The organism is Nonomuraea sp. NPDC026600 (assembly GCF_040638335.1).
In the GTDB taxonomy this organism is placed as follows: domain Bacteria; phylum Actinomycetota; class Actinomycetes; order Streptosporangiales; family Streptosporangiaceae; genus Nonomuraea.
This window is the reverse complement of sequence record NZ_JBEZYD010000041.1, coordinates 50,459-74,203: the sequence shown is the minus strand read 5'-3', so window position 1 is coordinate 74,203 and position 23,745 is coordinate 50,459. Positions and strand designations below refer to the sequence as shown.

Sequence of the window (23,745 nt, the reverse complement as noted above, 5' to 3'; positions counted from 1 at the left end):
CGTGCACGATCAGCTCGTAACAGCCGGTGGCGGTCGATACCGCCGGGCACGTGACAGGAGACGATGATCGCGGCGGCTCCCACCGTCGTACGCAGCTCTTCCATATGGGGAGCTCCCAGATCGCCGCCTCCGTACAGCCGGATCTGCTGCTGGGCCAGATCGGGCTCCAGCACCTTGGTGACGGTCCTGGCCAGGAACTCCCGGTCGTGGCTGACCACCACCGTGCCGGCCCGCAGGCCGTGGACAAAGCCCTCCAGCCGGTCGAGCCCGTCGAGGTCGAGGTCGTTGGCCGGCTCGTCGAGCAGGAACAGGTCATAGCGGCTGAGCAGCAGCTCGAGCAGGTTCAGCGCCCGGGAGAGCGGGGCACCTGTGCATCCAACTCGCTGATCAGAGTCCGCACCTGACGGGATCGCTGGGCGTGAGGCGCCAGGTCACTGCGGAGTTCGGCCAGCAGGGCAAGGCAGCGGGCTGAGGTGACCATAGGTAGCCGTTGTAGCGCGAGATGACCTGTGTACACGGCTTGATCAAGGTCGCCGGCCTGGCAGTGGGCAAGGCTGAGATAGGCGCCGTGGCGTAGCGCTGACCGTTGGTGGGCCTCGGACGGGTCTAAGGCACGCTCGAGCAAGAGCGTTTCGGCGTCGCGAATCAGGAGCTTCCGGCGGCGGCCGGGGATGTGGCGCGCGAGCATGACGAGGGCGCGCCCAGTGATGGCATCCAGTTCGGTCCGGGTGACGTACCCGGCCCAGGTCGGTCGCTGATCAGGATGCTGGTCAGCGATTTCGGCCAGCTCTGCCGCATGGTCACGGGCACGCTGGACCCCAGGGAGATCGCCCGCGCCTGCGTGCGCCAGAGAGCTGCGGGCGGCGATGAGCGCTTGCACAGCAGCGGGGGCCTGGTCTGCTGCTTCGGTGGCGGCCGCAGCGAGTTGGAGCGCGTCATGGTGCTGGCCGAGCGTGGTCGCATGGTTACTCATCAACGCCATGATGCTGGCGGTGAGGCCATGGTCGCCTGCGCAGTGAGCGGCGAGCTCGCCGATCCTGTACCAGCGTTGCGCACGACCGTCCTGCTCGGCTTCTTGGGCCATCCAGCCGGAGGTTTGGGCGAGTTGGGCAAGTGCCGCGCATAGGCGCTGCCCGGTCTCGCCGTCGTAGGTGCTGTTTCGTACAAGGCGGTTCACCATGGCGAACTGGCTGGCGACGAAGTCGGCGGCGGCGCTGCCGTGTCGCTCGTCGAGTTGTTGGGCGTTGACCACCATGGTCTCGATGAGCGCCATCAACGGGGGCGGGACTTGGGTGCCCTTTCCGGTCCGTGCTGGGATAGGGGTGGGGGCGTCCAGCAATTGCCAGGCGGGGCCGGTCAGCGCGGTGCCGGTCAAGGTCAGGAATGTGCGTCGTGTCAGCATGCTCAGCGACCACTCTCCCAGCAGCTTCTGCAGCCCCATGTGGTCCCACGGTACGTCAGGGTCCTCATCGGGCCACAGCCACGTCGGGCAGGGGTGGGTTGCTTCGGGCCACACCATGTCGAAGCGCACCGGTTGCCTGAGGGCGTCGATCAGCAGATCTACCACGATGTCGGGGACTGGAGGGTGTGGGATCTCGCCACGCAACCATCGGTAGGGCGTCTTTTCGTGGACGCGGCGACTCTTGCGACGTTGTTGGAGAGCTGCGTTGACTTTCCGAGCAAGGGTCTCGGGGCGCCATCCGACTTCGTCGAGCAACAGTTTGAGCGACTCGTTCGGCACAAGGGGCCGACGGTCAGCGGCGGCGGGGCGTGCCATGTAGTGGCCTTCCAACAGCAATCGGCGGTGGTGGCGAAGCACAGGCGGGCTGGACCTTGAATGTACGCGGCGCAGCAGCGTCTCGACGATAAAGCGCACTAAGCGCACCAACTCGACGTCTAACCGCACCCATCGCACCGCGGCTTCCCCTAGCGGGATGTACTCCTGCGGCTCATCGTGTGATCAGCCCCCCACGCGCCGTCCCTGGCTAGGGAAGGAGCAGCCAATGAGCCACGACAAGCGGGTCGCCCGTGCGGGCCGAGCTGGCGCTGGTGAACCGGTCGGATCTGATCGGCACCACGCTCGACCATGCCCGGCAGAGTGCGCGCCGTTGCGAGAAGGTCACATGGCGAAGCCGCTGGGGTTCATGTCAGGACAGTTGACGCGGGTCGCGGCACGCCGCGCCGAGTGACCCTTCATAGCTCCCGTTCGCTTGCGTTTGAGTGAGCGCTTCGCTGAACGAGGAGACCGCCTGGCAGCAACTGCCAGGCGGTAACGAACAAGCACTTCCAGAGCTTTGTGGAGCCTCTGGAAGTGCTGCCCAGCCGATCAGCCGATCGGCTGTCCCGCCACTGCTGGAGGTGCGTTCCATGGTTGCTGCGCTGACGGACACGGAGATCGCGAATGTGTTCGACATCGATCCCCGCGTCGGTGAGGCCGACAGGCCGCAGGAAATGACCACCGACAACGGCTGCGGCACGACGCCCAACTGCGCGTACTAGCCGCCTGGTCTGACTGCCCGTCACCGGGGCGCCTGCTAGGCCCCCGGTGACGGGGCTCTCCCCGTTTTCGTGTGGTTGTGCGTGCAGGAAGGGACGTGCTGTGGTCCGACTGTTCATCCCTCAGCCGACGGCGCTGGCCCGGATCGCGTTGCGCTCAGCTGACGGCCCAGCAGATGATCCGCTCCTGGCGGAGGGGATCTTTCTCGCCACCCGCCACACAGTCGGCGATCCTGGGGCGGACCCGACGGGGCGCGGTTACGCGATCCGCTCGCATGCCCGCGCAACGCCGCACGGAGTGTTCGCCGGAGTGGCCGTGGCGTCTTTCGCCGCTCAGGCGGCGGACCTGCGGGTGGGCACCGGTCACCGGGCCGTCACGACGCCGTCCCCGGCGTGGCTGCATGCCCTGGCCGACCAGCTCATGGACGACCCCGAGGTCCTGGCGGGACTGACTCTCACCACCAGTCCCACCCTGGCGCGGCGCGGCGACCGGTACGAGAGCGAACGCCGGGGGCAGCAGGGAGCCGGCCCCCGCCCGGTCAGCGTCCGCGCCACGCCGGCTGCGGAGCTGCTGGCGGAGTCCTGCCAGGGCGGAGCTCCCGCCCGGGAGACGATCGAACGCGTCGAACAGCGGTGGCCCGGCGTCGCCCCCGCCACGGTGACCGGCGTGGTGACCAGCATGATCCGCGCCGGAGTTCTCTTGCATGACCTGCTGCCCGAGGACGTGCGCGATGATCCGCTCGGGCATCTGCTGGGCAAACTACCGGCGGATGCTCCGGCCCGGCCGGGTCTGCTTCGGCTGCGGGCCCTGCTCGCCGACGCTGACCGGCACCCCCCTGGTGCCCTCGATCGGGCTCCGCTGCTGTGCGAGGCCCGGGACATGGCCGATGAGCTGGCCTGGGCTGAGCGGCCGCTGCGGGCGGACACCGTGGCCGACGCCGTGGTCACCCTCCCGCAGTCCCTCGGGCGGGCCGCCGCCGACGCGGTCGGGTTGCTGTGGCGGATCGGCTGGGGGGCGACTCCTCTGTCGGTCTACCATCAGGCGTTCCGCGAGCGGTACGGCCTGCACCGTCTCGTGCCGCTGCGTGAGGTCACCGACCCGGTCATCGGCCTGGGCCTGCCCCCGCACGCGCTCACCACCGCCGAGCCCGCGCCCCGTGCGGAGCGCACCGCCGTGCTGAGCCGCCTGGTGGCCGACGCCCTCACCTCGGGCCGCTCGAAGGTCGTCCTGGACCGGCGCACGGTGGAGGAGCTGTGCGCCGGGACCGGCGGCACGCCGCCTCACACCGCTGAGGTCTGTGTCCGGGTGCTCGCCGCGACCGGGCCGGACGCGGCTGCGGGCCGCCTGTTCCTGGCGGTGTGCCCCTACGGCGGCTCCCAGGACGCGGGGGCGACGACCGGACGGTTCGCGGCTTTACTCCCCGGCGCGACCGGCACGACGGCTGTGCCGGGCGGCTGCGACACGGTCGCGGTCGCGGAGATTGTGGCGCTGCCCCGCAGCCACACCGCTGAATCGGTCGCGCCGGAGACCGGGTTCGCCGCGTATCGGATCCCCGTCGGGGTGCCGCCACGAACCGGCGACATCGGCCTTGACGACCTGCTGCTCGGCTCCAACGGCCGGCACCTGGTGCTGCGGTCGGCCAGCGGCGGCCGTCAGATCGTCCCGGTGCTGTACTCGCGGATCTCCCCGGAGTTGCTTCCGCCGCTGGCGCAGTTCCTGCGCCTGGTCGGCCACGGCGGCGAACGGCTTTGGCACCCCTGGTCGTGGGGGGAGGCCGGGCATGGGCCGTGGCAGCCCGCGGTGTGGTTCGGCCGCACGCTGCTCGCCCCCGCCCGGTGGGTGCTGCCCCCCTGGCTGGTCGGCGCGGCCGCCTCCCGCAAGACGTGGCCAGACGCCCTGGACACGTGGCGGGCCACCACGGTGCCGGCTCCGCCGCCGACGGTGGTGACCGAGTACCTGGATCGGCGTCTGCCGTTGGAGTTGACCCACCGCCATGACCGGGAACTGCTGCGCCGCCACATCGGGCGAGGCGTGAGCGCGGTCACCGAACCGCTCGGCGGCTGCGACGCCGTGCAGGCGGTGGCCTGTGGCCCGGCAGGGCGGCACGTGCTGGAGGTGGTGGTGTCTCTGCGTCGCCGGGCGGAACCGGCCGCGCCCCCGGCCCCCGGTGCGGTCACGGCGGTCCGGCCGCCCGGTGCCGGACTGTATCTGCCTGGCGGGCCGTGGCTGTCGCTGGCGGTGCGCGCCCCCGCCCACTGCCAGGACACGGTCCTGGCGAGTCTGGGCGCGCTGACCGGCCGGTTGGCGCACTGCTTCGACCGTTGGTTCTGGCTGCGTTTCCACGACCAGTCACACGGCTCGCATCTGCGGATCCGCTTCCACGGGCGTCCCAGCGAGTTGGGCGGCACCCTGCTGTCCGCGCTGAGGCAGTGGGGGCAGGACCTGCACCGGCAGCGGCTGTCGGGCGGGTTCACGGTGGAGCCGTACGAGCAGGAGATCGAGAGGTACGGCGGGCTCGGATCGATCGACGCCGCCGAAGAGGTGTTCTGCGCCGACAGCGCCCTGGTCCTGGCCACGCTCGAGCATCCGCGTCCAGACGAGGACGGCCGACTGGTTGCCGCCGCCGTGTCCGCCGCCGCCATCGCCCGGCACATGGCCGACGGCGCTGTGGCTGCCCTGGCCGGTGGGCGGCTCGACCGGGACGAGCACCGCCGCGCGGACGCGCTACGTGCGAGGGTCCGCGCCGCCGACACCCCCGGCGTTCCCGGCGCGGTCCCGGACCTCATCGGCGGCGGCGGACGGGCCGCGTGGATCGACAGGACCACGGCGTTGCGCGCCTACCGGCAGACGCTGCCGCCGCATCGGCGCACCGGCTGTGCCTCCGACCTGGTTCACCTGCACTGCAACCGGATGGTTCCCGGTGTGTTCGATGAGGCCATGGTCCGGTTCCTGGCCACAGACCTGCTGCGCGCCGCACGACTCCACCCCGGCACTACCGACAGGAGAACATCATGATCACCACTGGTGTCCCGGTAGACCCCGCCACCGCTGGCCCCGCCACCGCTGGCCGCGCCGCCGCGCAGGCTCTGACCGTCGCTGAGCGGCTCCTGGACCCCTTCGCCGTCTGCGACGTGGTCGCCGACGCCAGAGTTCTCCCTCTGATCTGCTCGTCGTTGTCCAGCGGTCTGGCGGGTACCGCGCTGCTGCATGCCCGCCTGTCAGCGGTCGACTCCGCGTTCGCCGATGCCGCAGGGCGGCATTGGGGCGAGGCGGTGCGGCTGGTCACCGCTTCGGGCAGCGGCATCTACGGCATCTACGGTGGCCCCGGCGCCGTCGCCGCGTCGATGATCATTGGGGCAGGGTACCTGCCCGACCCCGGCCGCTACCGTGAAGCGATCACGCGCGGGGTCCGCTGGCTGTCCGAGCGCGCCCTGCACATCGCGGAGTTGCACCGTAACCACGTCGCGGCCGGCGGCACGGGCGCTCACTGGCACACCTTCGACGTGATCAACGGCCTCGCCGGGATCGGCCGGGTGCTTCTCGCCGCCGACGCCGCCGGGCACCGCGACGCCGTCCCTGGCCTAGAGGTGGCCCGCGACACCCTCCTGGACATGATGCTCATCTGTGACGGTCCCCGTCCCGGCTGGTGGCGGCCCCCTCCGCAACACCCGGCCGCGATCGCCGACCCGCACAACACCGACGGAGCCAACACCGGGGTCGCGCACGGCATCGCGGGCCCGCTGGCGTTCCTGACGGCTTGCGAGCGCGCCGGGCTGACCCAGGACAGGCAACATGAGGCGATCAGGGCCGCCGCCGGGTGGCTGCTGCGCTGGCGCTCCGGCGATAACTGGCCGCCGCAGGTCACCGCGGACAACCTCGCCGGAGACATGCGGGTTGTCAGCACACGCGGACGGCGGGACGCCTGGTGTTACGGCGCGGCCGGGATCGGCCAGGTCCTCATCGGCGCCGGCGAGGCCATCGGCGATGAGACGATCAGCGCAGTGGGCCACACAGCCCTCGATTCTCTGGCCGACCGGCCGTGGGACACCGAGGGACCCACGCTGTGCCATGGAGCCGCTGGGGTCGCCCAAAGCGCCATCCGGGACAGCGAGGTCACGGCGGGGCGGGCGGCCGAGAGGGTCATGGCGGAATTCGACCCCGGGCTCCGGTTCGGGTGGCGGCACTCCGACAAAGGCGTCGAATCCGACCAGCCGGGCCTGTTGATCGGTGCGGCTGGTCTCGCCCTGGTCCTCGCCGATCTCGGCGAGGTGGCCGCCCCGGCCGTTACGACCCGGTGGGATGCCGTCCTGCTGCTGTCGTGACTGCAGCCCTCTGCAGCCCTCACCCATCCGATCCGCACCTCAACCCCCGCACGTGAGGAGATGCCCGTGACCGGCACCGATGTGCACCCGGCCGGCAGCCCGGCCCGGTTGTCCATCCTCGATCAGGCCACCATCGATGCCGGAAGCAGCGCCGCCCGGTCCCTCACCGCCGCCACCGAACTCGCCCGCCACGCAGAAACCTGGGGCTGTCACCGGTTCTGGGTGGCCGAGCATCACGGCGCCCCGGGGCTGGCCGGTTCCGCCCCGGCGGTCCTCATCGCCCACATCGCGGCGCTCACCCGCACCATCCGGGTGGGCTCGGGCGGGGTGATGCTCCCCCTCCACGCCCCGCTGGCCATCGCCGAGCAGTTCGGCACGTTGCATGCCCTGCACCCTGGCCGGATCGATCTGGGTGTCGGCCGGGGGCCGGGAGCCGACCCCGTCACCGCAGCGGCGCTGCGCCGCGATGCCGCCGCACCGGCCGGTGACGAGTACGCGCGGCAACTCGCCGAGCTCACCCAGTTCCTGGACGCCTCGTTCCCGCCCGGACACCGGTACGCGACGGTGCGGGCGCAGCCGGGGACAGCCCACAACCCCGGAGCGGGACGGCCACCGCTGTGGCTCCTGAGCACCAGCGAGGGCGGTGCGCGGCTGGCTGGGCAACTCGGGTTGCCGTATGTGTTCCTGCGCCACGCCTCCCGCACCGGGCCCGCGATCGAGGCGTACCGGGCGGTTTTCCGTCCGTCGGCCGTCCTGGCGGAGCCGTACGTCATGCTGGCGGTCAACGTGGTCGCGGCCGAGCAGGAGCAGCATGCGCGTCTCCTGGCCTGCGCGGCGGGTCTCGCCGTGCTGCGCAGCGGCTCCAGGCCGCTTCCCGCGCCCACCGGTTCCGCGTCCCGGCCCCGTGACCCGGCGGAGGAGGAACGACTGCAGGAGTGGCTGTCGCATCGGGTAATCGGCGAAGGGACGCACGTTGCGGCCCAGCTGAAACATCTGGGGGCCGCCGTCGGGGCCGACGAGGTGATGATCTCCTGCCATGTGCATGGCGACGCCAACCGCCGCCGCTCCTACGAGCTGATCGCCCGCGCTTACGGCGTGACGCCCCTTCCCCGATCACCTGCCCCGCCCGGCGGTGACCGACCGATCACGCCTGACCCGCTCGTTCGCACCGACGTCTGACTGGGGGCCCGCAACAAGATCGCTGAGCACCCCCCACCCACAGGAGCCTTTGATGCTGAAATCTTTGATCGACGACCCCGGCGACGTCATGACCGCGTGGCCGCGCCAGCCGCGACGGTACCGGCGCGACCCCGTCTCCTTCAGCCACCTGCTGACGTTGGAGGAGGTGGATCAGTTCGTCGACGCAGAGTGCCTCGCCCTGCGCCATGTCGTGCTGGTCAAAGACAGCGTTATCACCGACCCGTGCCGCTACGCCGACGACGACCTGCCGGGGATGCCGCGGCGGGGAGCGGTCCGGGCGCACCTCGACAACGGCGGGACGCTCTCCCTGCGTGACCTGGAGAGGTTCAAGCCGGCGATCGCCGAGCTGCACGCCGCCTTGACCCACGAGCTCGGCTACCGCGTCCACACCAACGCCTATCTCACCCCTGCGGGCGGGCAGGGCCTCACCTACCACTACGACCCCTACCTGACGTTGATCGTCCAGCTTCACGGCCGGAAAGCGTGGCCGGTGCACTCCCCGTGCATCGACAACCCCGTCCGCGCATACGGCTCCAACGCCATCGTCGGGTTCACCCCGCAGCAGCGGCATTTCCTGGAGCACACCCCTCCCGAGCAGGCTTTCACGCTTGAGCCGGGCGATGTCCTGTGGCTGCCTCGCGGCTGGTTGCACTCCCCCTATACCGTCGGGGAAGAGCCGTCGCTGCACCTGACGGTCGCGATCGAGGAGCGGACCCCGCACTGGGCGGCGCAGCAGCTCACCGCGGAGATCCTCGCGCTGGCACTGAAGGACCCGCAGATGCGGGCCACGCTCCCGCCCGCCTGCGTGGTCGGCGATTCCCGGCTGGCGGTCGCCGAAGCCCGCGAGTATCTGATCGGCTCTCTGATGAGGATGGACGTCGACGAGATGGCCGAGTCGCTCTCGGCCGCGGCACGCCGGGCCGAGTGATCCACGCGCCCAGCGGGGGCGATGAAGAGTGGTGATCTCTTGCCCCGTCCATGACACGCCGCTCGCCGCTCCCACGAGCTGGTCGCCCGCGCCCGTCGCGGGGACCCGAGGCGTCGTGACCGCCGGTTACAGGGAGATCGCGTCTGGGCCGAGCAGGGCCTTGACGTCGGCGGCGAACGATGGGTTGGAGTTGACACGGTTTGGTGGACTCCTGGTCTCTGGGGAACCCTGGTTCCCGGAAGAAGGAGTCCACCAAACCGGGTCAACTCCACCCGGCCGTTTTCGGCGCGCAACTGCTCCGCCTCGGCGCGCAGATGCTCGACCCGGCCTTCCAACTCGGCCCATAGCTCTCTGCTCCTCGAACAGTGAGGTCTGGCTGTCGCGGGGCTCGGTCAGTTGCTCGCGGGCGGTGCGCTCCCGGTCGGCCTCCTGCTCGGCGTGGTCAGCGTGACGGGCGGCGAGTCGCCGACGGCGGTCAAGGCCTTAATCTCGACCTGTGCGCGTTGCAGCCTTGCAGTCAGAGCTAGAGGGGTGGCAGGCGGGCGGCCTTCATGAGGCAATCAAGTTGTGCGAGCGGCAGAAGGCCGAGTTGCTGGTGCTGCCCGAGTGCTACTTCGGCGGCATGCGCTCTGCCCGGCCTGCTGCGGACGCGGTTGCGATGACGGCGCCTTACCCGGATTTGGTCGCGGCGTTTCGGGATTGCCCTGCGCACCTGACGGTGGTGGCTGGCTTCACCGAGCGAGCTGCCGACGGGCTGTTGTTCAGCTCGGCGGCGGTGGTGCGCGGGGGGCAGCTGCTCGGGGTCGTGCGCAAGCTGTTTCCTCGCGAGCCGGCCTTCACCCCGGGCGAGGAGGTGCCGCTCTTCTATCACGACCAGCGCGCCTTCGGCGTGGTGATCTGCAATGACGCGAATTTTGTCGAGCCGTCCCGGCTGTTGGCGCTGGCCGGAGCTCGCATTCTCGCGTGCCCGCTGAACAACGACCTTCCCGTGGAGGTCACCCGCGGGTGGAGAGTGCGGACGCGGTCGGCTCTCATCGCCCGAGCCGTGGAGAACGACTGCTGGGTGATCGCGGCCGATGTCTGTGGCAGGGCGGAGGGACGGCAGGGAGGTGCGGCGACTCGGATTATCGCTCCGGATGGCCGGATCATGAGCGAGACGGACGGCGACGAACCGGGCGTGGTGGTGGCAGACATTGATCTCACGAACGATTCCATGCTGCAGCGCTGGGATGTGGCGCAAAACCCTGCCATCTTCGGCAAGTGGATCGACGCCCTGACCGATCACGCCAAGGGTGGGAGAAAAGGCCAGATGCCGGAGCCGAACGAGGTTTGATCATGGTGCTCCGGATTGTTGCTGTGGTTCATGAGGTCGTTACACGCCGTAGGCCCGGATCGGGGTGTTCTCGCTCCGACCCACGACGCGAAGGCTGCCTTGGTCAGCCCACCGCCGGCTCGGTGAGCCGGGCTTCCAGGTCGGTGATCATCTGGGCGAGCAGACTGTTGTTCCCGTGCCGGACCGCCTGCTGGCCGGGTTTGTCGATGCCGGCGACGGTCGTGATGCACTCGTCGGCGGCTTGGGCCATCGTTTCGAACTCCTTGCGGGCGATCGAGTGGGGGTTACCGGCCTCGAAGGTGGTGGCGCGGTGCATGTCCTGAAGCTGGCCAGCGCGCGGCGGCTGGTGGACGAGCGCGTCTACCAGCGTCACGGCCGCTATGGCCGTTTCCTCGGCGTCTTCTGCTCTGTGCTGGCGGGCGATCCTGTACCGTCGTGCAGTGCTCACTGCCTCACCGGATACTGGTAGGCCCGGCTATCACAACCTGCCGAATGGTGAATGAGGCGGAAGCCGTTCTCTCGGGGCCTGATCGCAGGGATCGTCCGGCCTCACTGCTCGACGCAGGGCTGTTCAGGTACGAGGCGCGTACATGATGACGGCGACGCCGAGGAGGCAGATGAGCGCGCCGGCGATGTCCCAGCGGTCAGGGCGGAAGCCGTCGAGGATCATGCCCCACGCCAGAGATCCGGCGACGAAGACGCCACCGTAGGCGGCGAGGATCCGGCCGAAGTTCGTGTCGGGCTGGAGGGTGGCGACGAACCCGTAGAGGCCGAGGGCGATGATCCCGGCGCCGATCCACCAGCCGCACCGGTGTTCGCGGACGCCTTGCCAGACCAGCCAGGCCCCGCCGATCTCGGCGATGGCGGCGAGGCTGAATAGCAGCAGGGACCGGACGATCATCATGGTCGGTACCGTATAGCTCCCTGCCAGGCCAGACACGGTTGGATGCGCACTCGCATCCGCCTCCCCCGGTGTCCTTGCTGCACGAGTCGCCGCACCCGCTCGCGCCGGTGGCCTTACGGTGGCCGGCCATGGTGAAGGCCAGGACCGCGGCGACGGCGAGGACGATGGCGATGATCGGCATCTTGTCCGCCAGGAACGCCGCGCCCGCCCCGGACAGGATTCCAGTTATCTTTGGTGACTCTCAGTCGTGCAGCAAGTGCTTCAAGTAGTGTTGGCGGCTACTTGGCGCACAGTATCTGGGGGGTCCGTACGGCATGTTGGGCAGGTCGGGTGCGGCCGTGCGGCACTGCTGGGCTGAACGAGCGGTGGCCTCCGATGAGTCGGTGTCGTGGGTGGTGGTAGACGAGGACCTCGAGTTGCATGTCGAGGCGTGCGCGTTCCTGGCAGGGCTTCGCGGGGCGGGCCGGGCGTTCAACACCGAGAAGACCTACGCGGGCCGGATCGCCTTGTACTTGTCGTACTGCCGAGGTCATGGACTGGGCCGGCCCGAGCCTTCCGCAGCTGATGGCGATGATTCGGTGGCTGGTGGATGAGCCGATGCCGTCGCGGTCGCGTGGCCGCGACCCTAGCCGTCGGCTCCGACAATTCGCTCAGGTCATGCGGCCCAGGCGCCGCGCCGCGTACATGTCTCCGGCGTCAGCCCGCGCTCGTAGTTCCTGCGTCAGCCCCTGTTCGTCCAGGACCCTGGCCAGCTCGGAGGCGGCGGACGCGTCTCCGGCCGCAGCACGTGCCCGCAGTTCGTCGACGTGGCCCTCGACGCCCAGGAGCCGGGCAAGTTCTCTGGAGGCATACGTGGCATACGGGTCGTCGGCGTCGGCCCGCTGGCGCAACAGCGTCAACGCCTCATCCAGGAGGTGGGTACCGATCAGCAGTTTGACCAGCCGGTCTGCCGAGAGGAAGGGTGCGATCCTGCCCCTCGCGATGACCTCTCGCAGGATCTCGATGGCGTCCTCGGTCTGCCCCCGCTCGACCAGCAGATTGACCAGCCTGGCCGTGGCGCTCCAGGATCCCTCATCGGACTGCGCCCTCAGCTCGTCGACGCGTCCATGCTCGGCGAGCAGGTGGACCACCTGCTGGTCCGCGTTGGGACTGTACAGGGGGTGGACGCGGGTCCGCAGGACGTTGATCGCCTCGTCCAGGCGTCCCTGGGCGGCGAGCAGGTTGGCCAGCGCTCCGGCGACGTGCTGGACGCCGTACCCGGAGGGGTTGACGCAGGCGTCAAGGAACGTGATCGCCTCTTCGACGTGTCCCAGTGCGACCAGCCGTTCGGCCGTCGCGACGTTGGCCTCCGAACCTCTCAGCCCCGCGTAGTCCTCCAGGATCGGCATCAGCGTCTGGATCCGGTCCCGTTCCATCAGCATGTCGATCAGCTGGTCGGCCGCTTTGCGATCGCCGTCGTCGGCGCGGGCCCGAAGGACAGTGACGGCCTCCTCGACGCGGTCCTGCGCGGCCAGCGCCTCGGCCAGCAGGCGATCGACCATTCGCCAGCCGGCATCGGACAGGGCGCGTAACTCCTCGACCCGGCCCTGCCACGCCAGCACCTTCGCCAGAGCGGCGACCGCGCCCCCTTCGCCCGCCTCGACGCGCGTGCGCAGTTCCTCGTGCCGCCCTGTCGCGGCGAGCAGTCTGCCCAGCGCGGACGCGGCGTACTTGACGCCGGCGTCGGCCAGGGCTCGCAGCTCGTCGAGCCGGCCCTGTGCCTCCAGCAGCTTCGCCAGCTCCTGGGGCGCGTACAGGTCACCGGCTTCGGCCCTGGCCCGCAACTCGGACACGAGCCCCTGTTCGGCCAGCAGCGAGGCCAGGCCGTAGGCGGCGGGCAGGTTGCCCGCGTCGGCCTGCTCCCGCAGGATGGCAATGGCCTCGCCGATCTTGCCCTGCTTCCGCAAAAGGCCGACCTGGGCACTGCGGGCGAAGCCATCGCCCTGATCCGCGCGGGCGCGCAGTTCGTCGATGCGGCCCCGCTCGCCCAGGAGCCGCGCCAGCTCGAGCCGGGCCCGCGGACCTCCCACCTTGGCGCGGCCGCCCAGGTGATCGAGGTAGTAGGCGTCGGCGAGGTGGTCTTGGAGCAGGGCGTGCCGGAACTGCCAGGCAGATCCGGCCTGGCGCAGCACCTGGCGCCGGTGCGCGTCCTCGACGAAGGCCCACAACCGCCAGGGCAGCTTGCCGCGGGCCGCCAGGAACAGGTGGATGATCCGGAACCGGGTCCAGGTCCACCATCCGGCGCCGAAGGCCGCGGCGCCCGCGTACACCAGTGCCGCGGCCCCCGCCACGGCGGCCACCCGTCCGGGCGGGCCGGTTACCAGGGCCCCGAGCGCGAAGGCCGGGCCGCCGATCAGCGCGTGCCGCGCGGCGGCCAGGACGGCGTTGCGGTGGTTGGCGCGGAAGGTCAGCCGAGGTGTGGGATGTTCGGTACGCGCAGCCGCCCACGGCAGCACGACGGTGGCTAGCGTGGCGGCGGGCACGGCGATCAACGCCGCCGCCCACGCGTCCGCCACAAACCCCGTGGCTAGGCCGAACACGATTCCGAACAGGGCCGCGCGCCTTCGCCTGTGGGTGCGGTCGGCCTGCGTCGTGCGATAGCGCCACCGCGGGGACGGCGGGTACGTGCCCGGCCATAACGGGCGGAACGTCCGGGCGGCGGCGAACCCGATCGCCAGACACCCCGCCAGCGCCGCCCGCAGACCAGCGAAACCGCCCACCGCCGCCACCAGGGGCGCCCCGGCCACGAGCATGGCCGCCATCGCCCGCCCGGTCTCGGCAAGATCGGGGTATTTGGGGTTGGGATTGACCGCCAGGTGCCACCACCACCAGTCGCGCAGGCGGGTCTCCCGCAGCTGGTAGGCCAGCCGCCCCAGCCAGCGCGCCGCGCGCTCCGGCCGGTAGCGGCGCCGGGGCCCGGCCGGACGGCTTCGGTATTCGGCGGCGACGAACCCGTCCATGAGCGTGGCCGCGATCTCGCTCCGATCGGTCATCGTGATCAGCCGGTCGGGTTCGGTGCTCGTGGCCTGGAAGGCGGCACGGGCCAGCCAGACCATGAAGGGCGTGGACAACACCGTGGCCAGCATCCCGGTGGGCTGAGCGCGCAGGTGCTCGAACACCGGCTGCCAGCGGGCGCGGGACGGGGCCGGATGGGACAGGAAGGCGATGGCCTCCTCGACGCCCACCGGCTCGATCTCGACGACCGCAGCCCTGGACAGCACAAGGCCGCCGGTCCTGATCGCCTGCTCGTACTCCTCACTCCGGCAGGTGACGACCAGCGGTCGGCCCGCCGCGGCCAGCAGGTCCAGCTCCTCTACCGCCCGTACATGCGCCGCCACCGGCAGCTCGTCCAGCCCGTCGAGCACCGGCAGCACTCGGCCCGCCTCGACCAGCGCCCGCCCCCAGGCCGGGCCGTCGCCGTCCCGTACGGTCAGAAAGTCGTAGTCCTCACCCAAGCGCCGGATCACGAACGCCTCGACCGGCTCCAGCGCGGGGTTCCACGAGGAGATCGGGAGCAGCACCGGCACGGGCCCGCCCGCCGCGGCCTCCTTCAGCAGGCCCAGGGTGAGCAGCATCGCCAGCACGCTCTTGCCCGCCCCCGGCTCGCCCAGCACGACCAGCTGCCGATGTGGCAGGGCGCGAAAGGCGGCGACCGTCTCCTCCGCCGTCCCTGTCAACGGCAACAGCGCCCAGCTCGCGCCGCTGTCGTCGTCGATCACCACCTCCCGCCCGGCCGCGACCGGCCGTCCGGTGCTCGACCAGCGCACCTGCAAAGGCACCGGCTGAACGCGACGCCAGGCGGCCTCGGCTGTCCACTGCCTGTGCACCTCCCCAGCCAGCCGGGCGGCCACCGCGTCCAGCGTCGTCGGTGCCTGCGGCGGGCGGCTCGCCCGCTGCGCCACCACGGCACCGGCCCCTGCCAGCCCCAGCGCGATGGCGATCCAGAGCCCGCTCCAGATGCCGTCGTTGAGAATCTGGTTACCCGCCACGGCAACGGCGACCGGCATCACTACCGACGCCACCCACCACAGCCCGGCCCGCACCCTCATACCCACATAGTCGTGTCAGCTGGGCCAACCGCAACACCCCATCAAGATCCCGGCCGTACGAAACCGGTCTCGTACGCGAGGATCACCAACTGCGCCCGGTCGCGGACGTTCGACTTCAGCGGGGGCGGGTGATGTGAGTCTTGGCGGTCAGCGGGCTGATGGCGAGCTTCGCGGCGATCTCGTCCTTGGACAGACCCTCGGCCATCGAGCGGAGCCAGATCGACGGGGTCGGCGATGGGAGCCCAATGCCTGAGCGTCGTGACGACGTCGAACAGCCGGGTCGTCGGCCGGGCCAGATCGAAGTCGATCATCGCCCGGGGCCTTCCATCGCGAAATATCACGTTTTGGAGGGTCAGGTCGCAGTGACCGATGACCTCCGGTGCTGCGTCGTCGTTCGAACCGCCCTCCCAGCCGCCGCGAGTCAGGGGGAAGCCCTCCGTCGCGTCGTGGAAGTCGCGCAGCAGCTCGGCCACTCCTATCAGAGCCTCGTCGGTGACCGTCACCAGGCCGAGCCCGGTCGTACCCGGAATATAGGTGAGAATCTCCCGCCCGAGCCCGTCCATGCCCACCACGCGCGGCGCGCCGTCGAACCCGGCGGCTTCCAGATGGCGGAGCAGGGCGTGCACGGCGGGCGTCGACGGGCTCACCGGCCTGCGCACGGTGTCACCGACCCGGACCACCCCGTCTGTCACATCCCCGCCCTGCAAGGGGATCTCGTGCAGGAGCGTCGCGACCATGCCACGACAGCTTAGACCCTTTTATACCCCTCCCGCCTGGCGTTTTAGCGTGTCGTGACTCTGCGGCGCACACGTGCCCCCTAGCGTGGAGCCTCATGCCGATCCTGCTGTCGTTCGCGGCATTCCTGATGACGCTGCTCGGCGGGCTGGTCGCGCATCGCGTCAAGGAACGCCGTCACCTCGTCCTCGGCGCCGCCGCCGGCGTCATGCTCGGCGTGGTGGCGTTCGACCTGCTGCCGGAGGCGCTCTCGCGCGACCCGGCCAAGCTCGGCGGGGTGCCGGTGCCGATGCTCATGTTCGCGCTGGCGTTCCTCGGCATCCATGCCGTCGAACGCTCGATGGGCATGCACGACGCCCACGAAGGCGACTACGCCTCACACCGCCACTCGCACGCGGGCGTCGGCCTCGTCGCCGGTGCCGGGCTCATCGTCCACAGCTTCCTCGACGGCGCCGCGATCGGCGCCGCCTTCCAGACCGACACCACGCTCGCCGTCGCCGTCGCGATCGGCGTCATCGCGCACGACTTCACGGACGGGTTCAACACGTACACGATCACTTCCCTGTACGGGAACGCGCGCCGCCGGGCCGTGCTGCTGCTGGGTCTGGATGCGCTCGCACCGGTGACGGGGGCGACTTTGACGTCTCTGGTGGCGATCCCGGCCGGGATACTGGGGGCGTACCTGGGGATGTTCGCCGGGTTCCTGCTGTACTTGGCGACGTCCGACATCCTGCCCGAGGCCCACACCACGAGCCGCGCTGCTGCTCCGACGCTGTTGGCGACGCTGGCGGGGGCGGCGTTCATGTGGGTGGTGATCGCGTTGACGGACTGACGCTTGGCTTCCGCCGGTTCTGGTCTGGCTAGGTTCAGTCTGGCTAGAGGCGGTCGCCGAGGGCGATCGTCTGCCGGAACCGGTGCGGATGCAGCCGCCCCGAGATCCCCGCCTGCCGTCCCCGCCGTTCCAGCATCTGCTGGATCCCCGTGGCGGTCAGCCGCCGCTCGCCACCCTCGGCCGTGATGCCGCGTACCGGAAGCCAGAGCCAGGGCGACGCCGCGTGCGGATGCCGCGCACGGGCCCGCAGATACCGGTCGATCGCCGCGGCGGTCTTCGGCCCGATCGGCACCAGATACGCGTCCTCCCCCTTGCGGGCGATCCGCAGCAGCCGCCGATCCAACCACACATCCCCGACCCGCTCGCCGCCCGTCATGGTTTTGACGTCTGGACTGTGCCGCAGCCCCGCCAGCCAGGACAGCCGCATCCCGTTGTCCATGAGCACCCGCACGATCGCGGTATCCCGCCGATCCACCCAAGACCCGCCGGAACAGACCTCCAGCAGCGCCGCAAGCTCCCGATCAGCCAGCAACTCGGCCGTACGACCGGACACCTTGGGCGGATCGATCCCGGCCATAGGCGTCCCCGTGGTCCGCTCTTCCTCGGCGATCAGCCAGTTGAAGAACACCCGCAGGTTCCGAAAATGCTTGTGCGCGTTCCCCGGACTGGTCGTGGCCGTACTGGCATCGAGAAACGCGCGCACGTCCGCGGCGCCGACCGCCTCCACCTCCGCGGGCAGTCCGCGCTCGGAGAGAAACCGGGCCAGGACGCGTACGCTGTCGAGGTAACTGCGGATCGTTCCGGGTGACTTGTCAGCCGCCTGAAGGGACAATTCCCAGGAGGACACCATGTCGAGCAGGGGAGACGAAGGGAGTATCTGTCTTCGGGATCGCGCCATGAGCCTCTCCAAATCCGATACTGTTCGACCGGTGTATGATTATGCTACCGTCTCACCTGGTCGGCCGACGTGCTGGTCAGACGCCGAATTCGAGCGCCCTTAGCTCAGCTGGATAGAGCACCGGACTTCTAATCCGACGGTCGCAGGTTCGAATCCTGCAGGGCGCGCTTTGATCATGGCCTGACCTGCGGTGATGCGGGATCGGATACGTTCTAGAATTTTCGTCTAGCGTTTGTGTGCTCCCTGCGTGCTCGCGCGCACCAACCCCGCACACACCATGATCCATTCGCCAGCTCCGGCTGCTGCGAAAGAGCAGCGGCCCCGCCTCGCCGCGAGCAGGCGGCGAATGCGGGGCCGGATGCTTAATCCGACTGTTCAGCTTCTCAGCGAGATGAGTTTGCCCGATTCGGCCTGGTCTTCCTCACCGAACAGCAGGGCGGCCGTCTTCTCGGCCGCCGCGGTGGCGACCTGTGGGTAGACGGAGGTGTAGGTGTCGGCGGTGAACGCGCTGGAGGTGTGGCCCAGCGTTTCCTGCACCACCTTCATCTCCACCCCGGCCGCCAGCATCAGCGAGGCCGCCCCATGGCGGAGGTCATGCAGCCTGATGGGCGGCAGTCCGGCCAGGTAGGCCAGCCAGAGAAACTGGTCGGATACATGCTGCGGATGCAGGCGGCTGCCGTCGGACTGAGTGAAGACGAACTCGGTGTTTGTCCACGCCTCGCCCATGGGCAGGCGTTCCTGAAGTTGCTGCTGCCGCTGGGCGCGCAGAACCTGGGCGGTGTCGGTGTCCAGAGCGATGGTCCGGACCGAGGCGTCGGTCTTCGGGGTGCCCTCGTGGACCTGCCAGGCCAGCTGCACGAGTTGCCAGTTCACGGTCAGGGCCTGGCCGTCGAGGTCGACCTCCTTCCAGCGCAGCCCGCACGCCTCGCCCCGGCGCAGGCCGCGCAGCGCGATCAACTGGTAGAGGGCGAACAGGCGATGCGTTTTGGCTTCCTTGAGGAACCGGCGGGTGTGCGCCGGTGTACCGCTCGAATATTGAGTTATGTGGTCTGAGCTGCGGTTAAGCGGCGTGGTGGTATTCGTTGATCGTGCCTGCAACTACGGGTTTTCGGCGGATAGATCGCAGGTCGTTGAGGTCGGCCACGTGCCGGGCGGGCTGCGTTGCGATGTCCGGGGGACGTTGGTGCCGCGACCGGTGCGGCCGATGCCCGGTGTAATGGATCAGATATTCCTGGAGCGCAAAGGTCAGGTGGCATTCGTTGAGGATCAGGATCCGGTCCAGGAGTTCGCGGCGTAGGGTGCCGATGACCCGCTCGCAGATGGCGTTCATCCGAGGAGTCCGCGGCAGTGTGGTGACGACCCGCAGTCCCTCGGCTGTGAAGACCTCCCGAAAGGCGGAGGTGAAGAGCGGATCCCGATCGTGGATCAAGAATCGCAGCCCGGCGATGCGATTTCCCAGGTCCATCGCCAGGTTGCGGGCCTGCTGCACCGCCCACGCTCCGGTCGGGTGCGAGGCACTCCGGCCACGTGCAGTCGCCGGGTGCCGTGCTCGATGAAGACCAGCACATACAGCCGTTTGAGCAGCGCCGACTCGACCACCAGGAAGTCGCAGGCGATGATCGCGTGAGCCTGGGCGGTCAGGAACTGCCGCCAGGTCGGCCCGGCCCGGCGGGGCGCCGGATCGATACCGGCGGCGTGCAGGATCTCCCACACCGTGGAAGCCGCGATCGAGTAACCGAGCCGGGCCAACTCGCCCTGGATTCTCCGGTGCCCCCAGGTCGGGTTCTCCCGCGCCATCTGCGCGATCAACACCTTGACCGGCCGGCGGGTGCCGGGCCGTCCTGGGCGCCGCCTGTCGGTGAAGGTCCACTTCCGCGCTACGAGGTCACGATGCCAGCGCAAGATTGTCGCCGGCGTGACCGGGGACAGCTCCGCTCACCGGCGGCGGCGGACAAGCCGCGACAATGCCGCCAGCCAGAGCCGGTCGGCGTAACCCCACCACAGGCGGCCACCGAGCTGCCGGCGGAGCACTTGGTTCTCATGGCGGAGCACCAGCAGCTCAACATCCTTGGACAGCTCAGAGCGGACCAGCACCGCCAGCAGACCGAACAAGCCCGTCACCAACCGGTAAACCAGCGACAACAACACCTCGTGATGGTCGCAGCCACCCGCCCTGATCGCGCAGCGAAACCCCAGTTCACAGGACGAAACCGGGTTTTCGAGCGGGATAACATGCACGCTGTCGTCGTCTGCAGCGAGTGCGACCAACCCATCGACGTCAGCGAGGTTCGCGCCAAGCCCGGCCCTAGTTACCCAGTGGATAAACCCGATTACCAGGAATGAACGGCTACCACTCGACCGCCTCGTTCGGAAGCTTGGCTCGGCCCCTCGGCGAGATGGGCCTCGGGTGAGGGGTCAAAGCCCACGTCCCTTCGGCTGATCGCACAGGCTGGGGGGCCGCAGAACGCCTCGGGTCCCGGACCACGGTCGTTCTGATCGCCGCGGCGGGGACCGAGGGCCTCCTCGGGCGCGCTTACGGTGGGGTTACCGTCCAGCGGGGAGCTGACCTGCCGACCGACTCGTATGGGCGTTCCCAGAACAGCGCGTTGTCCCCGATCTCCACTGGGAACTAGAGCCGGCGAAGTCCGCAACCTGGCTGGCGCTACCGCCGTCGGGGCCTTGGGTCCCGGGGAACCGCATGGTGCGGCTCGTGGACGGCGCTTGTCTGCCGGTCGAAACTCCAGGTCGACCTGCCCGGGATTCCGGGTACCCGCACCGGCGGGTTCGATAGTAGTGTTGGCATGTTCGATTATCGTCACAGTGAGAACCCGTCGGAGGACGTGTGGACAAGGTGACATCGGCGGGCGAAGCGGTCGCCGGCATTCCGTCAGGTTCGTCGCTCGCAGTCGGCGGCTTCGGCTTGTGCGGGATCCCGTCGGTTCTGATCCAAGCGCTGCTGCAGCGGGGAACGACCGACCTTGAGGTCGTCTCCAACAACGCCGGCGTAGATGACTGGGGTCTTGGCCTGCTTCTGAGCGCGGGGCGACTTCGTCGCGTCGTCGCGTCGTACGTGGGCGAGAACAAGGAGTTCGCTCGCCAGTACCTCGCAGGCGAACTCGAGGTCGAGTTGACCCCGCAGGGAACGCTTGCCGAGCGGATGAGAGCGGGTGGTTCCGGAATCGCCGCCTTCTACACACGCACGGGGGTCGGCACCCAGGTGGCCGAAGGTGGGATGCCGTGGAAGTTCGCCGCAGATGGGTCGGTGGCGGTCGCCTCACCTGCGAAGCCGGTGGAGATGTTCGACGACGTGGAGTACGTCCTCGAGCGCGCCATCACTGCCGACTTCGGCCTTGTCCGGGCGTGGAAGGGCGATCGCCACGGAAACCTGGTCTTCAAGGACGCTGCCCGCAACTTCAACCCCCTCGCCGCCATGTGCGGCCGGTTCACGATTGCCGAGGTCGAGACCCTCGTCGAGCCCAGTGAGCTGGATCCGAACGAGATCCACACCCCTGGCGTCTACATCCATCAGGTCGTGCCGCTGACGCCTGAACAGGCTCTGCAGAAGCGGATCGAGAAGCGCACCGTCAGGAGCCAGTCGTGAGGAATGAGGCCGTCGTCGAGCCGTTGATGCCTGAGGAATGGCGTGCGGCGCTCTTGAGCACCAACCAGGGAGAGGGTGAGGACTGATGGCGTGGAGCCGCGAGCAGATGGCAGCTCGGGCGGCAGCCGAACTCAAGGACGGTGACTACGTCAACCTAGGGATTGGCCTGCCGACCTTGGTGCCCAACTACGTCGATGACGACGTGGAGTTGGTTCTTCAGTCCGAGAACGGCATCCTCGGCACCGGACCGTACCCGACCGAGGAAGAGGTCGACCCTGACCTGATCAATGCGGGCAAGGAGACGGTCACTGTCCGCCGGGGTGCATCGTTCTTCGACTCCGCTACCAGCTTCGGGATGATCCGTGGGGGGAAGATCAATGTGGCCATCCTCGGTGCCATGCAGGTCAGTGCCAACGGCGACATCGCGAACTGGATGATCCCCGGCAAGATGGTCAAGGGGATGGGCGGTGCCATGGATCTGGTCCACGGCGCGGAGAAAGTCATCGTCCTGATGGAGCATGTAGCCAAGGACGGAACCCTCAAGATCGTGAACGACTGTTCCCTTCCCTACACCGGCAAGGGGGTCGTGCAACGCATCATCACCGACCTGTGTGTGCTCGACGTCTCGCCCGAGGGGCTGCGACTGGTCGAGTTGGCCCCTGACGTTACCGAGGCCGAGGTACGTGCCAAGACTGAGCCTCCCGTAATTGCTAGAGGGGAAGAATCGTAGACCTCTCAAACTCGAACGTCATCACCGCGGCCACCGTGAGCGAGCGAAGCGGCCACCGATCTCCCTGAGTGGTGCCGGCCCTGCCACGATGGCGGGGCCGGCACCACACCTGCTACCGACCGACGGTCAGCAGACAACGTTGACCAGGCGCTCCTCGGTGTTGGCGAGGAGACCCGACAGCCCGAGCTCCCGGCCTATGCCGCTGGTCTTCATCCCGCCCCACGGGACCCGGGGGTCGGGAGCGCCCCAGGAGTTCACCCACACGGCGCCTACTCGAAGAGCACGCGAGGCGATGATCGCCTCACCGATGTTCTGGGACCAGATCACGGCGGCCAGTCCGTACGGCGTGGCGTTGGCGAGCCGGATCGCTTCGTCTGTGTCGTCGAACGGGATGATCGTGCCGACCGGCCCGAAGATCTCCTCCTGCGCGATCTTGAGGTCGTTGGTGCCGACGAACAAGGTCGGTTCGACAAAGTATCCCGGCCGGTCGAGGGCTTTGCCGCCGGTGACCAGTTCGGCGCCCTGCTCGACACCGGCGTTGACGTAGCTCATCACACGCTCGCGCTGTGAGGCGTTGATGAGGCTTCCCATCGTGGTGTGAGCATCGAACGGATCGCCGAGCCGCTGCTTCTGAGCCTGCGCGGCGAGCGCGCCGGCCACGTCGTCGATGCGGCTGCGGTGGACCAGGACTCTGGTGCCGGCTGCGCAGGTCTGACCGCTGTTGGCGAAGATCGACGCGGCCGCAATCGGGGCCAGGGCCTCGATGTCCGCGTCCTTGAAGACGATCTGCGGAGACTTGCCTCCGAGTTCGAGGGTGACGTGTTTGAACTGGTCAGCGGCGGCACGGCCGATGAGCTTGCCGACCTCGGGAGATCCGGTGAAGGAGAGCTTGTCGATGTCGTGGTGACCGGTGATGGCTGCTCCGGTGACGTGGCCGGGACCGTTGACCACGTTGAGCACACCGGCGGGGAAGCCGGCTGCGGCCACGAGCTCCGCCAAGAGCTGGGAGACCAGTGGCGCGTCCTCAGCGGGCTTGAGCACCACGGTGCAGCCGGCGGCGAGCGCCGAAGCCAGCTTCCAGCTGGTGATCATCGTGGGAGCGTTCCAGGGGGTGATCGCGCCGACGACACCGACCGGCACCCGCTCGGTGAAGGAGAACCGTGGACGTCCCATGTGGTTCGGCACGGGGATGGTGGAACCGTGGAGCTTGTCGGCCCATCCGGCGAAATGCCGGAAGGTCTGGATCGCCATGTCGACGTCGATGGCCAGGTTGTCGAGATACGGCTTGCCGACATCGAGCGACTCGAGCCCGGCGAAGCTCGCAGCGTTCTCCTCGATCAGGTCGGCCAGGCGGTACAGGAGTTTGCCGCGCTCGGCGCCAGGCATCTTGGACCAGGGGCCGGAGTCGAAGGCGCGGCGAGCGGCCGCGACAGCGCGGTCCACGTCACCAGCGTCCGCACTGTGCAGCTCGGCGATGACACTCCCGTCAGTGGGGCTCTCCACGGCGAACGTCCCGCCGTTCCCCGGCACCCATTCGCCGTCGATGAACAGTTCGGTGCGGGGCAACTTGATGGATGTCGGCTTCATGCCTCGGCCTTCCTCCGGCGCCTTGCGACGTGGTCCACATCACCAGTCGCGTTCATTTGAAGAGTATGAGCGTATCATCTAAAGTAGCGC

21 protein-coding genes, 1 tRNA gene and 2 pseudogenes are annotated in these 23,745 nt (G+C 69.1%); 12 read left to right on the top strand and 12 right to left on the bottom strand.

Features of this window, described 5'->3' with window-relative positions; translation table 11 throughout:
• Positions 1–50 precede the first annotated feature (50 nt).
• The gene (locus AB0F17_RS54085; protein WP_358041146.1) at positions 51–404 is read left to right on the top strand and encodes a hypothetical protein; all 354 of its coding nucleotides are present in this window, start codon (positions 51–53) and stop codon (positions 402–404) included.
• On the opposite strand, the gene AB0F17_RS54080 is transcribed toward AB0F17_RS54085, so the two are convergent.
• Positions 344–1,876 carry a hypothetical protein gene (locus tag AB0F17_RS54080; RefSeq protein ID WP_358041143.1) on the bottom strand — a complete coding sequence of 511 codons (1,533 nt, stop codon included), beginning with the start codon at positions 1,874–1,876 and terminating at the stop codon, positions 344–346. The two genes, AB0F17_RS54085 and AB0F17_RS54080, sit on opposite strands and share 61 nt — an antisense overlap.
• Before the next feature lie 491 nt (positions 1,877–2,367).
• Between AB0F17_RS54080 and AB0F17_RS54075 the strand changes: the two genes are divergently transcribed.
• From AB0F17_RS54075 to AB0F17_RS54050, 6 genes are all read left to right on the top strand, one after another.
• Positions 2,368–2,499 (top strand): hypothetical protein, encoded by a 132-nt coding sequence (locus AB0F17_RS54075; protein WP_358041140.1) that lies wholly within the window; start codon positions 2,368–2,370, stop codon positions 2,497–2,499.
• Between the two features lie 100 nt (positions 2,500–2,599).
• The gene (locus tag AB0F17_RS54070; RefSeq protein WP_358041137.1) at positions 2,600–5,512 is read left to right on the top strand and encodes a lantibiotic dehydratase; all 2,913 of its coding nucleotides are present in this window, start codon (positions 2,600–2,602) and stop codon (positions 5,510–5,512) included.
• Complete coding sequence (locus AB0F17_RS54065) at positions 5,509–6,819, top strand: lanthionine synthetase C family protein (RefSeq protein ID WP_358041134.1); 1,311 nt, start codon at positions 5,509–5,511, stop codon at positions 6,817–6,819. The genes AB0F17_RS54070 and AB0F17_RS54065 overlap by 4 nt, the downstream gene beginning before the upstream one ends.
• 66 nt (positions 6,820–6,885) lie before the next feature.
• Positions 6,886–7,998 carry an LLM class flavin-dependent oxidoreductase gene (locus tag AB0F17_RS54060; RefSeq protein ID WP_358041131.1) on the top strand — a complete coding sequence of 371 codons (1,113 nt, stop codon included), beginning with the start codon at positions 6,886–6,888 and terminating at the stop codon, positions 7,996–7,998.
• Between the two features lie 52 nt (positions 7,999–8,050).
• Complete coding sequence (locus AB0F17_RS54055) at positions 8,051–8,947, top strand: cupin domain-containing protein (protein ID WP_358041128.1); 897 nt, start codon at positions 8,051–8,053, stop codon at positions 8,945–8,947.
• Between the two features lie 496 nt (positions 8,948–9,443).
• Entirely contained in the window at positions 9,444–10,280 is an 837-nt protein-coding gene (locus AB0F17_RS54050; protein WP_358041124.1) for a carbon-nitrogen hydrolase family protein, read from the top strand.
• Positions 10,281–10,383: 103 nt separating this feature from the next.
• On the opposite strand, the gene AB0F17_RS54045 is transcribed toward AB0F17_RS54050, so the two are convergent.
• A complete protein-coding gene (locus AB0F17_RS54045) occupies positions 10,384–10,596 on the bottom strand; it encodes a hypothetical protein (RefSeq protein ID WP_358041121.1) in 213 nt (70 codons plus the stop codon).
• Here AB0F17_RS54045 and AB0F17_RS54040 point away from each other — a divergent pair.
• Entirely contained in the window at positions 10,591–10,749 is a 159-nt protein-coding gene (locus tag AB0F17_RS54040) for a hypothetical protein (protein ID WP_358041118.1), read from the top strand. The genes AB0F17_RS54045 and AB0F17_RS54040 overlap by 6 nt on opposite strands.
• 102 nt (positions 10,750–10,851) lie before the next feature.
• On the opposite strand, the gene AB0F17_RS54035 is transcribed toward AB0F17_RS54040, so the two are convergent.
• The 4 genes and pseudogenes from AB0F17_RS54035 to AB0F17_RS54020 form a co-directional block, all read right to left on the bottom strand.
• Positions 10,852–11,184 carry a YnfA family protein gene (locus tag AB0F17_RS54035; protein ID WP_358041115.1) on the bottom strand — a complete coding sequence of 111 codons (333 nt, stop codon included), beginning with the start codon at positions 11,182–11,184 and terminating at the stop codon, positions 10,852–10,854.
• 650 nt (positions 11,185–11,834) lie between these two features.
• Positions 11,835–15,272, bottom strand: coding sequence for a hypothetical protein (locus AB0F17_RS54030; protein ID WP_358041112.1), 3,438 nt, complete (start codon positions 15,270–15,272; stop codon positions 11,835–11,837).
• A gap of 41 nt (positions 15,273–15,313) precedes the next feature.
• Positions 15,314–15,468: pseudogene (locus tag AB0F17_RS54025) on the bottom strand (LuxR C-terminal-related transcriptional regulator); the annotation flags it as partial.
• Positions 15,469–15,502: 34 nt separating this feature from the next.
• Positions 15,503–15,835, bottom strand: a pseudogene (locus AB0F17_RS54020) (phosphotransferase); the annotation flags it as partial.
• A gap of 269 nt (positions 15,836–16,104) precedes the next feature.
• Here AB0F17_RS54020 and AB0F17_RS54015 point away from each other — a divergent pair.
• Positions 16,105–16,839 (top strand): ZIP family metal transporter, encoded by a 735-nt coding sequence (locus AB0F17_RS54015; protein ID WP_358041109.1) that lies wholly within the window; start codon positions 16,105–16,107, stop codon positions 16,837–16,839.
• A gap of 43 nt (positions 16,840–16,882) precedes the next feature.
• Here the strand turns inward: AB0F17_RS54015 and AB0F17_RS54010 are convergent, their stop codons facing one another.
• Positions 16,883–17,737 carry a tyrosine-type recombinase/integrase gene (locus AB0F17_RS54010; RefSeq protein WP_358041106.1) on the bottom strand — a complete coding sequence of 285 codons (855 nt, stop codon included), beginning with the start codon at positions 17,735–17,737 and terminating at the stop codon, positions 16,883–16,885.
• A 93-nt stretch (positions 17,738–17,830) separates the two neighbouring features.
• Between AB0F17_RS54010 and AB0F17_RS54005 the strand changes: the two genes are divergently transcribed.
• Positions 17,831–17,904, top strand: a tRNA-Arg gene (locus AB0F17_RS54005).
• A 208-nt stretch (positions 17,905–18,112) separates the two neighbouring features.
• Here AB0F17_RS54005 and AB0F17_RS54000 read toward each other — a convergent pair.
• The 4 genes from AB0F17_RS54000 to AB0F17_RS53985 are packed head-to-tail and all read right to left on the bottom strand — an operon-like array spanning position 18,113 to position 20,005.
• Positions 18,113–18,835, bottom strand: coding sequence for a site-specific integrase (locus tag AB0F17_RS54000; protein ID WP_358041103.1), 723 nt, complete (start codon positions 18,833–18,835; stop codon positions 18,113–18,115).
• Positions 18,798–19,202, bottom strand: coding sequence for an integrase core domain-containing protein (locus AB0F17_RS53995; RefSeq protein ID WP_358041283.1), 405 nt, complete (start codon positions 19,200–19,202; stop codon positions 18,798–18,800). Before AB0F17_RS53995 ends, AB0F17_RS54000 begins: the two co-directional genes overlap by 38 nt.
• Positions 19,163–19,639 carry a hypothetical protein gene (locus tag AB0F17_RS53990; RefSeq protein WP_358041100.1) on the bottom strand — a complete coding sequence of 159 codons (477 nt, stop codon included), beginning with the start codon at positions 19,637–19,639 and terminating at the stop codon, positions 19,163–19,165. Before AB0F17_RS53990 ends, AB0F17_RS53995 begins: the two co-directional genes overlap by 40 nt.
• A 33-nt stretch (positions 19,640–19,672) precedes the next feature.
• Positions 19,673–20,005, bottom strand: coding sequence for a hypothetical protein (locus AB0F17_RS53985; RefSeq protein ID WP_358041097.1), 333 nt, complete (start codon positions 20,003–20,005; stop codon positions 19,673–19,675).
• A gap of 574 nt (positions 20,006–20,579) precedes the next feature.
• Between AB0F17_RS53985 and AB0F17_RS53980 the strand changes: the two genes are divergently transcribed.
• Together AB0F17_RS53980 and AB0F17_RS53975 are read left to right on the top strand one after the other, a co-directional pair.
• A complete protein-coding gene (locus AB0F17_RS53980; protein WP_358041094.1) occupies positions 20,580–21,338 on the top strand; it encodes a CoA transferase subunit A in 759 nt (252 codons plus the stop codon).
• Between the two features lie 85 nt (positions 21,339–21,423).
• Positions 21,424–22,068 (top strand): CoA transferase subunit B, encoded by a 645-nt coding sequence (locus AB0F17_RS53975; protein ID WP_358041092.1) that lies wholly within the window; start codon positions 21,424–21,426, stop codon positions 22,066–22,068.
• Between the two features lie 126 nt (positions 22,069–22,194).
• On the opposite strand, the gene AB0F17_RS53970 is transcribed toward AB0F17_RS53975, so the two are convergent.
• Complete coding sequence (locus AB0F17_RS53970; RefSeq protein WP_358041089.1) at positions 22,195–23,655, bottom strand: aldehyde dehydrogenase family protein; 1,461 nt, start codon at positions 23,653–23,655, stop codon at positions 22,195–22,197.
• Between the last annotated feature and the right edge of the window lie 90 nt (positions 23,656–23,745).

Coding starts and splice junctions, on each gene's coding strand:
- AB0F17_RS54075 (WP_358041140.1), top strand. CDS start 2,368: ATGGTTGCTGCGCTGACGGACACGGAGATCGCGAATGTGTTCGACATC.
- AB0F17_RS54065 (WP_358041134.1), top strand. CDS start 5,509: ATGATCACCACTGGTGTCCCGGTAGACCCCGCCACCGCTGGCCCCGCC.
- AB0F17_RS54055 (WP_358041128.1), top strand. CDS start 8,051: ATGCTGAAATCTTTGATCGACGACCCCGGCGACGTCATGACCGCGTGG.
- AB0F17_RS54045 (WP_358041121.1), bottom strand. CDS start 10,596: ATGCACCGCGCCACCACCTTCGAGGCCGGTAACCCCCACTCGATCGCC.
- AB0F17_RS54035 (WP_358041115.1), bottom strand. CDS start 11,184: ATGATGATCGTCCGGTCCCTGCTGCTATTCAGCCTCGCCGCCATCGCC.
- AB0F17_RS54030 (WP_358041112.1), bottom strand. CDS start 15,272: ATGAGGGTGCGGGCCGGGCTGTGGTGGGTGGCGTCGGTAGTGATGCCG.
- AB0F17_RS54015 (WP_358041109.1), top strand. CDS start 16,105: ATGCCGATCCTGCTGTCGTTCGCGGCATTCCTGATGACGCTGCTCGGC.
- AB0F17_RS54010 (WP_358041106.1), bottom strand. CDS start 17,737: ATGGCGCGATCCCGAAGACAGATACTCCCTTCGTCTCCCCTGCTCGAC.
- AB0F17_RS53995 (WP_358041283.1), bottom strand. CDS start 19,202: ATGGACCTGGGAAATCGCATCGCCGGGCTGCGATTCTTGATCCACGAT.
- AB0F17_RS53975 (WP_358041092.1), top strand. CDS start 21,424: ATGGCGTGGAGCCGCGAGCAGATGGCAGCTCGGGCGGCAGCCGAACTC.
- AB0F17_RS53970 (WP_358041089.1), bottom strand. CDS start 23,655: ATGAAGCCGACATCCATCAAGTTGCCCCGCACCGAACTGTTCATCGAC.